Here is a 7,924-nt window from a genome sequence, read left to right as displayed (position 1 = left end):
CACCTCACACCTCACACCTCACACCTCACACCTCACACCTCACACCTCACACCTCACGCATCGAGCATCGAGCATCGAGCATCGAGCATCACGCATCGAGCATCACGCATCGAGCGACGCGACCGCATCGGCCGCGATCATCGCCAGGTGATTCGCGGGCCGCGGCCGGCCGGTCGGACGAAACACGGCCTCGCCCTGCACGATGGCCCGGCCCGAATACGCGCACCGTCCGTCGCGCCGTGCGACCGCGCGGCGCCATTTCTGTTCGCCGTAGTGCAGGCGGCCGCTTTCGACCCAGCGGACCAGCAGCGATTCGTGCGACCACTCCAGCAGCGTGACGTGAATCTGGCTGCGGCCGGGTGACGATGCGCGCGGCGCGAGGCCGACGGAAGAAACGGTCAGCATGATCGATTGCCTTCGGTGTGGCCGGCGTGGGGCCGATCCGCATCGCGCGGTGACGCACGGTGCTGCGTCGGCCGCCCGGCGACACGCCGGAGTTCGTTAGTTACGCTGAATGCCATTGCCAGTCTCCTGCCGGCCGGCGAGGCCGGCGCGGGATCGATCGGGACCGCGCGCGGTCGACGCGGCCGGTTCGGAATTCGTCGACAGAGCGGGTACGGCGGTGACATACCGCTCGCATCGCCGGCGAGCGTCCAGTGTAAAAGCGCACGCGGGGCCACCGGAAGGCGCGTGAAGAAGAACACGGTGTTGCCCGATATCGAACACCGGCGCGGGTACGCGCAGACGGCCGCACCCACGGCATCAAGGACGCGCATCCGGCGCAGCGCCGCGCGCCGTCGCGTGCGACGTGGGGCGCAGCGTGACCGTGCAGGTCGTGCCCGCGGCCAGGAAGCCGTCGCGCGGCATGCCGTCCAGCCGGATCCGCACCGGCACCCGCTGCGCGAGTCGCACCCACGTGAAGATCGGGTTGACGTCGGCGAGCAGCGTCGCGCCCGCAGGATTGTCGCGATCGCTGATGCCGCGCGCGATGCTTTCGACGTGACCGGTCAGCGACGGTCCGCCGGACAGCAGCCGGATCTCGGCCGGATCGCCGATGTGCACCTGCGGCAGCTTGGTTTCCTCGAAATAGCCGTAGACCCAGTACGAATGCGCATCGATCAGTGCGAGGCGCGCGACACCCGCGGTCGCATAGTCGCCGGGATACAGGTTCAGGTTCGTGATGTAGCCGTCGACCGGCGCGCGCACCTCGCTGCGCGCGAGATTCAGGCGCGCGACGTCACGCGTGGCGAGCGCCGCCTGGTAGCTGGCCTGCGCCTGCCGCGCGGCCGACCCCGCATCCTCGCGCACCTCGGCCGAGATCACCGCGGTGTCGAGCTGCGCACGGCGCGACGCCTGCTGGCGGCGCATGTCGAACTCGGCCTTGCGCAGGTCGAGTTGCGCGTCGGCCTGCGCGAGCGCGTAGCGGAAGCGGTCGGCGTCGATGCGGAACAGCACGTCGCCGCGGCGCACCGGCTGGTTGTCGGCGACGAGCACGTCGGTCACGATGCCCGACACGTCCGGCGCGATATTGACGACCTTTGCACGCACGCGGCCGTCGCGCGTCCACGGCGCATACATGTAGCGGTTCCACAGCGCGTGGGCGAGCAGGACGGCGATGGCGAACAGCAGCAGGGTGGCCGCCACGCGGAAACAGGTTTGGGCACGCATGTTGACTCGATACGAAGCAGGGTGATCCATCAGCCGGCCAGCAGCAGGCCGGCGCCGCAAAACAGGCACACGAACACGGACACGCGGAACAGCGCCGGATGCCACACGTGCCGGTACAGTCCCGCGCGCGCGAGTACGCGGTCGACGATCCAGAAGGCGACCCCGCAGCCGAGGAACGCGGGCAGCACGCCCGGCACGAGCAGCGACGCGATCGGAAATTCAGCGAACATCGGGTGCGCCTCGCGGTGGCCGGGCGGCGGCGTCGCCCGTCGGTTCGACGCCGCCGCCGAGCGCCATCATCAGTTGCGCCCAGCTGTCGAGGCGCGCGGCGCGCACGTTGGCGAGCGCCTGCTGCGCCTGCAGCAGTTCGGTCTGGGTCGACAGCACGTTCAGGTAGTCCGTGAGGCCCGCGCGATAACCCTGCGCCGCATAGTCGAACGCGCGTTGCGCGGAGCCGTTCGCGGCCTCGATGTCGACCTGCTGCCGCGCGAGCGACTGCAGCGACACGACCTGGTCGGCGACGTCGCGGAACGCCGCGAGGACGGCCTCGTTGTACGTCTCGACCGCGAGGTCGTAGTCGGCGACCGCGACGCCGTAGCGGCCCTGGCGAACGCCGCCGTCGAAGATCGGCAGCGAAATCGCCGCGCCGAACCGGTGCGTCATCGCATCGTTGTTGACGAACGTGAAGAAGCCGCCGAACGCCGCGGATGCGAGCCCGGCGCTCGCGATCAGGTCGATGTTCGGATAGAAGTCGGCGTGCGCGGCATGCATCCCTTTTGCCATCGCTTCGACGCGCCAGCGCGCGGCGCTGATGTCCGGCCGGTGGGCGACGAGTTCGGCCGGCAGGTTCGCCGGCAGCGCCACCGGCACGTCGAGCCGCAGCGCGGGCCGCGCGAGCGCCGCACCGGCGCCCGGCCCGCGGCCGGTCAGCACCGCCAGTGCGTTGCGCAGCACCGCGAGCTGCCGGTCGAGTTCCTCGATCTGCGCGCGGGTCGTGGCGACCGGCGTGCTCGCCTGCGTGATCTCGAAGCGGCTCGCGAGTCCGGCCCGGTAGCGGCGCGCGATGATGTCGACGACGTCCTGCTGGCGCTTGCGGGTCGCCAGGGCGACGTCGCGCTGGTCGAACGTCTTCGCGAACGTGACGTAGGTGCGCACGACCGCGGTTTCGAGCGTCAGGCGCGCCACGCGCGCGTCGGCTTCGGCCGCCAGTGTGCTGTCGAGCGCACCTTCGCGTTCCGCGCGATGCTTGCCCCACAGGTCGAGCGGGTAGCCGAGGCTCGCCCCGGCCGCGTTGTTCCAGACCGTGTTGCCGCCCGGCGGGCTCGGGCTCGCGAAGCGTGCGAAGCGCGTGCGGCCGAAGTCGCCGCTCGCGGACACGCTCGGGTAGCGCGACGCGCCGGCGACGCGTGCGAGCTCGGCGTAGCGGTCGATGCGCGCCTGCGCGACGCGCAGCGCGGGGCTGCCGGCCACGGCGTCGGCGACCAGCGCGTCGAGTTGCGGATCGCGCCACGTGTGCCACCAGTCGTCGCGCGGCCACGAGGCCGGCGATGCAGCGGCGGGCATGCCCTGCGCGAGCGTGCCGGCATCGGCGAGCGTCGCGCGCGGCGCGATGCCGCCGGTGTTCGCGCACGCGCCGAGCCACAGCACGGCGAGCGCCGCGATGCCGCGCGCGGCGACGGAGCGGGGCGAGTTGGCCGCACAGCGGTGCTCGGGATTACACGCGGGCATCATCGGGCTTGCCGGAAGGGGTGGGCGGGTGTTGCAGCGGAACGAGATTGCATTGCAGCGACACGAGGATGAAATGGACGCAGTCGGCCACGCGCGGCGCCGTGCCGGTCGTGAGCGGCGGCGCGGCGTTCAGCGCGGCGAGCGCAGCGGTGGCCGCGCGTTCGGCGTCGCGCAGCGTCGCGGGCGACGGCGCGTCGAACAGGCGCGCGACCGCCGCACACAGCGCGCGTTCGTGCGCACGCCACGCACTGGCGGGCGGTTCGGCGGCGCCGGCCGTGCGCAGGTCGACGATGCTGCGCCCGATCTCCAGCGACGCGAAGCTCCAGGCGAACAGTTCCTGCTGGCCGAGGCGGCCGGTCGCCGGGCGCGCGGCGATCTGCTGCGTGAAATCGCGCACGCCGGCGTCGAAGCGCGGCATCAGGCCGTCGAGTTCGCCGAAGCACGCATCGTCCGACACGAGTCGCCGCAGCGCATGGAGATAGCGGCCGGTCGCCCAGTCGCCCGCATACGGCGCGACGACGGAATAGGCGAGCGACGCGGCCCCGATGCCGAGGATCGACGAGAATCCGGCATCGAGCGTCGCAGCGGGCGCATAGACGCCGGGATTGGTGATGTTGGTCAGGAAGCAGAAGTAGATGTTGAAGCCGAGACCGAACGCGGCCGTCTTCGGAACCGCGTTCAGGTACGCGCCGACCGCGACGAACAACGCGACCGCCGCGGCGAGCGGCGCGAAGCCGTCCATGCCGGGCAGCAGCACGAAATCGAACCCGAGGCTCGCGAGCCAGGCGACCGTGCAGCCGAGCGCGACCTGGCGTGTCGCCGCGGCCGGTGCCGGCATGATCGAATACAGCGCGCTGGCGATCGTGGCGGACACCACGGCGCCGGCCGCGCCGGTCCAGCCCGACGCGATCCAGAACAGCGACACCGCCGACACCGCGACGATCGCGCGCAGTCCCGCCGCGGCGGACACCATGCGGTTCGCGCTGGTGACGATCCGCACGGGTGCACGGGCCGGACCGGAAGCGGTCGCGGCCGGCGCCGCTTGCCGGCGGATCGCGACGAAGTCCGCCAGATACGCGCGCAGGCTCTCGAGCGCCTGTCGGAGCAGCGACAGGCCGGTCAGCGCGTCGCGCGCATCGGGCACCGGTGCCGGCGGCCGGTCGTGCGCACCGCCGTCCGGCAGCCGCGCAACGGCCTGGCCAAGCGCGTCGACGAGCTGCTCGACGGCCCGCAGATCGAAGGTGGGTGCGGGATCGTCCGGCGGCAGCACGCGCGCGACGTCGTCGCACGCGGCCGACAGCACGTCGGCCGCACCATGGTCGACGGCGCGGTTCAGCCGGGCGCGATACTGATGCAGTGCGTGAAAGCGCGCGCCGGCGTCGAGGAATTGCCCGGCCATGCGCGTCATGATGTCGTTGCGTGCGCGCAGGTCGGGATCCTCGAACACTGCCGCGCTGCGCAGGTTCTCGAGTTGCGCGCGCGCGGCGAGTAGCCGCAGGTAGCGGCGGCTCTGCTCGTCGGCCGGCAGGGTTTGCGTGAGCGCGGCGCGCACGAAGCCGATGAAGTCCGCATAGTGGTCCTCGCCGGTCTTCATCAGCATCGCGCGAACGTGGCGCGGGAGGATCAGCGCACTGACGACGCCGGCCGACAGGATGCCGATCGATACCTCGCCGAGCCCCGTGACGACATTGGCGATGATGTCGTAGGGCCGCTCGATCGACGGGATCGCGGCGATGCAGGTCGCATAGCCCGCGAGCACGAAGCCGTACGACTGATAGTTGCGGAAGTACGCGGCGCCCCACGTGCAGCAGCCGATCCACAGCACGAGCGCGCCGAGGAACAGCACGCGCTCCTGCGGGAACGCGCCGATCAGCACGATCGCGGCCAGGTTGCCGATCAGCATGCCGACGCCGCGATAGAAGCCGCGCGCCATCACCATCCCGCTGTGCTGATGCATCATCAGGATCACGACGGTCACCATTGCCGTGCGCGGTGCCGCCAGCTCCAGCCGCATCGACACACCCATCGCCAGCACGACGGCGACGACGGTCTTCGCGACGTGGATCAGGCGCGCACCGTCGGTCCGGCCGTATTCGCGACTCATGCCGAGCAGCCCGCGCGCGAAGGACGCGGCGCCGAAGGGGTTCGTTAGCGTGCGCTTGTTCGGCGGCATGGCGTGACGGCAGGGCGGATCCGGCGGGACGGGGGCGACGGGGGCGGCGGGGTGGCGCGCATCGTGTCAGACCGAATCCGTCGACAGCGTTTCGGCATGCAGCGCCTTGGCCGTGCCGGTGGACCACGGCGGATCGAGCAGCGCGATGCGCACGTGCTCGATGAACAGCTTCAGCTTGTTGCTCGCGTACGGATTGCGCGGATAGACCGCGTAGATCACTTCGTCCTGCGGCGTTTCATCGGCGAGCACGCGCACCAGCCGGCCGTCGCGCAGGCATTCGTCCGCGATGTAGCGCGGCAGCATCGCGATGCCGATGCCTTGCACCGCGGCGTCGCACAGCGTTTCGCCGTTGTTGGACAGGAACACGCTGCCCGGACTGATCGTGCGCGGCTTGCCGAGGCTGCCCGGCGTCGTGAACGTCCACGTGGCGGACGGCGCCGCATGGCTGTAGTTCAGGCAGCGGTGTTCGAGCAGCGCGTCGAGCGAGTCCGGTTCGCCGTGGGCCGCGAGGTAGGCGGGGCTGCAGACGACGACGCGCTCGCATGCGGCAACGCGGCGCGCGATCAGCGCGCTGTCGGGCAGCCGCGCGGAGCGGATCGCGACGTCGAAGCGCTCGACTTCGAGGTTGACCGGGCGATCGTCGGTTTCGAGCGTGACGCGCAGCTGCGGATGCGCGGCGGCGAACTTCGCGACCGCCGGCCCGAGCCAGCGGCGGGTGAGACTCACCGGCGAGGTGATGCGCAGCTCGCCGCACAGGCCGTGCGAGCGTTCGGCGATTTCCTCGGCGACGTCGACGAGCCGGCGCATCGAATCCGACGCGGCGCGATAGAAGGTCATGCCGGCTTCGGTCGGCGTCACGTTGCGGGTCGAGCGCATCAGCAACTGCACGCCGAGCGTGCGCTCGAGGTCGCTGATGCGTTTGCTGACGACGGACTTCGACAGGCCGAGCCGGCGTGCGGATTCGGTGATGCCTTGCCGCTCGACGGCGAACAGGAAGGCCTGGATATCGTCTATGTTCAGGGATTTCATGATGCTGTCCGAGGGTCGTCGGGCATGAGTCAAGGGCGGCTGCCTGCCGCGCCGCCACGCTTGCTGCGGCGATCGACGGGCGACACGACGGCCGGCGGCGGCGCGAATCGTGCGACGAAAGCGCGGCGCGCGGCGGCATGCGCCGAAACGGCTGCAACACGCGGGAAACGCGACGCGCATCCGGCACGCAGCGGCGGCCCGAACGGCTTCGCGCGACCGCGCCGCCACGCGGCGCGAACGAGCGGTCCGGAAGCGGGGCGGTTCACGCGCGCCCGACACCGTCGGTAGTCCGGATGGGTTCAAGCGTAGTGGAACGGGACGCGTGTCGATAGTCAGGCCGGATTGTCCTCAGTGTTCCGTGCATGGAACGATCGATCGCGCCGCCGCCAGGGGCGGCGCGATTGGCGAATCGCTGCCGGCGCTGTCCGCCGGCGTGGCGGCAGGCGTCAGGCGATCTGGTTGAGGCGATAGACCTCCACCTTGTCGACGGCATCCCAGTCGCGGGCCTGGAACGCGGCGATGTGCGGACTTTCGTTGTGATGTCTGGCCTGCGTCTGCGCGTTCTCCCACAGCTCGACGAACACGAAGCGGCGCGCATCGGCTTCGTCGACCAGCAATTCATAGCGCAGGTTGCCGAGCTCCTGCCGGGACGGCTCGACAAGCTCGGCGAGCCGGGTGCGCAGGCGTGCCTCGTGGCCGGCCTTCGCGTACAGCACTGCGACGATGTGCAGTTGCGTCATCTTCGTTCTCCGATCGCGTGTGCGAGCAGGGTGGTGGGCGACTGGCGGACCCGCTTCACCCGTGGGTGACCAGGCGGCCGGGACCGGCGGCGATCAGGATCATGAAGCCGCCGATGATGCTGATGTGTTCGAGAAAGCCGGTCAGCATCAGCGTGCGCTGGTTGCCTTGCTGGTTCCAGAAGTCGTAGAACACGATCGCGGTCGCGAGCGTGAAGACCGCGAGCAGCACCGATGCGAGCAGGGTCTGGAAGCCGACCATGATCGCGATGCCGCAGACGAGCTGGACGACGATCGTGCTCGCGAGGGCGAGGTGCGGGAGCGGCAGGTTCTTCGCGCGCACCTCCTCGAGGCCGTGCTGGAAGAACAGGAATTTGTTGATGCCGCTCAGCACGAACATCAGCGCGATGAAAAAGCGGCCCGCGAACAGGAGATAGTCGGCCATGGCGCGTTCGTATCCGGTATCGGTCGGAGGGAAGGCGTCGACGCCGGGCGTCGACGCGGTGTGGCGTTGCAGCCGCGCCCGCCGGCGGACGGACGGGCGCAACCGCGCGAAACGGCATTCGCCGTCGCGGCTCAGCTCTCGGGG

Annotated in this window: 8 protein-coding genes; all 8 read right to left on the bottom strand. The window is 70.6% G+C overall.

The window, feature by feature from the left end; translation table 11 throughout:
• Positions 1-102: 102 nt before the first annotated feature.
• Complete coding sequence (locus tag U5771_RS34340; protein ID WP_322028057.1) at positions 103-405, bottom strand: DUF3331 domain-containing protein; 303 nt, start codon at positions 403-405, stop codon at positions 103-105.
• A 357-nt stretch (positions 406-762) separates the two neighbouring features.
• Positions 763-1,668 carry an HlyD family secretion protein gene (locus U5771_RS34335; protein WP_322028056.1) on the bottom strand — a complete coding sequence of 302 codons (906 nt, stop codon included), beginning with the start codon at positions 1,666-1,668 and terminating at the stop codon, positions 763-765.
• 29 nt (positions 1,669-1,697) lie between these two features.
• Positions 1,698-1,898, bottom strand: a complete 201-nt coding sequence (locus U5771_RS34330) for a DUF1656 domain-containing protein (protein WP_322028055.1) — start codon at positions 1,896-1,898, stop codon at positions 1,698-1,700.
• Positions 1,888-3,399, bottom strand: coding sequence for an efflux transporter outer membrane subunit (locus U5771_RS34325; protein WP_322028054.1), 1,512 nt, complete (start codon positions 3,397-3,399; stop codon positions 1,888-1,890). Before U5771_RS34325 ends, U5771_RS34330 begins: the two co-directional genes overlap by 11 nt.
• On the bottom strand, positions 3,383-5,569 hold the full coding sequence (locus U5771_RS34320; protein ID WP_322028053.1) for an FUSC family protein: 2,187 nt from the start codon (positions 5,567-5,569) through the stop codon (positions 3,383-3,385). Before U5771_RS34320 ends, U5771_RS34325 begins: the two co-directional genes overlap by 17 nt.
• A 66-nt stretch (positions 5,570-5,635) precedes the next feature.
• The gene (locus U5771_RS34315; protein ID WP_322028058.1) at positions 5,636-6,589 is read right to left on the bottom strand and encodes a LysR family transcriptional regulator; all 954 of its coding nucleotides are present in this window, start codon (positions 6,587-6,589) and stop codon (positions 5,636-5,638) included.
• A gap of 455 nt (positions 6,590-7,044) precedes the next feature.
• Complete coding sequence (locus U5771_RS34310; RefSeq protein WP_322028052.1) at positions 7,045-7,338, bottom strand: putative quinol monooxygenase; 294 nt, start codon at positions 7,336-7,338, stop codon at positions 7,045-7,047.
• 55 nt (positions 7,339-7,393) lie between these two features.
• Positions 7,394-7,780, bottom strand: a complete 387-nt coding sequence (locus tag U5771_RS34305) for a DoxX family protein (RefSeq protein ID WP_322028051.1) — start codon at positions 7,778-7,780, stop codon at positions 7,394-7,396.
• Positions 7,781-7,924 lie beyond the last annotated feature (144 nt).

The sequence above is a fragment of the Burkholderia sp. BCC1977 genome (assembly GCF_905339595.1).
Classification (GTDB): domain Bacteria; phylum Pseudomonadota; class Gammaproteobacteria; order Burkholderiales; family Burkholderiaceae; genus Burkholderia.
This window is presented reverse-complemented; position numbering and strand designations above follow the sequence as displayed.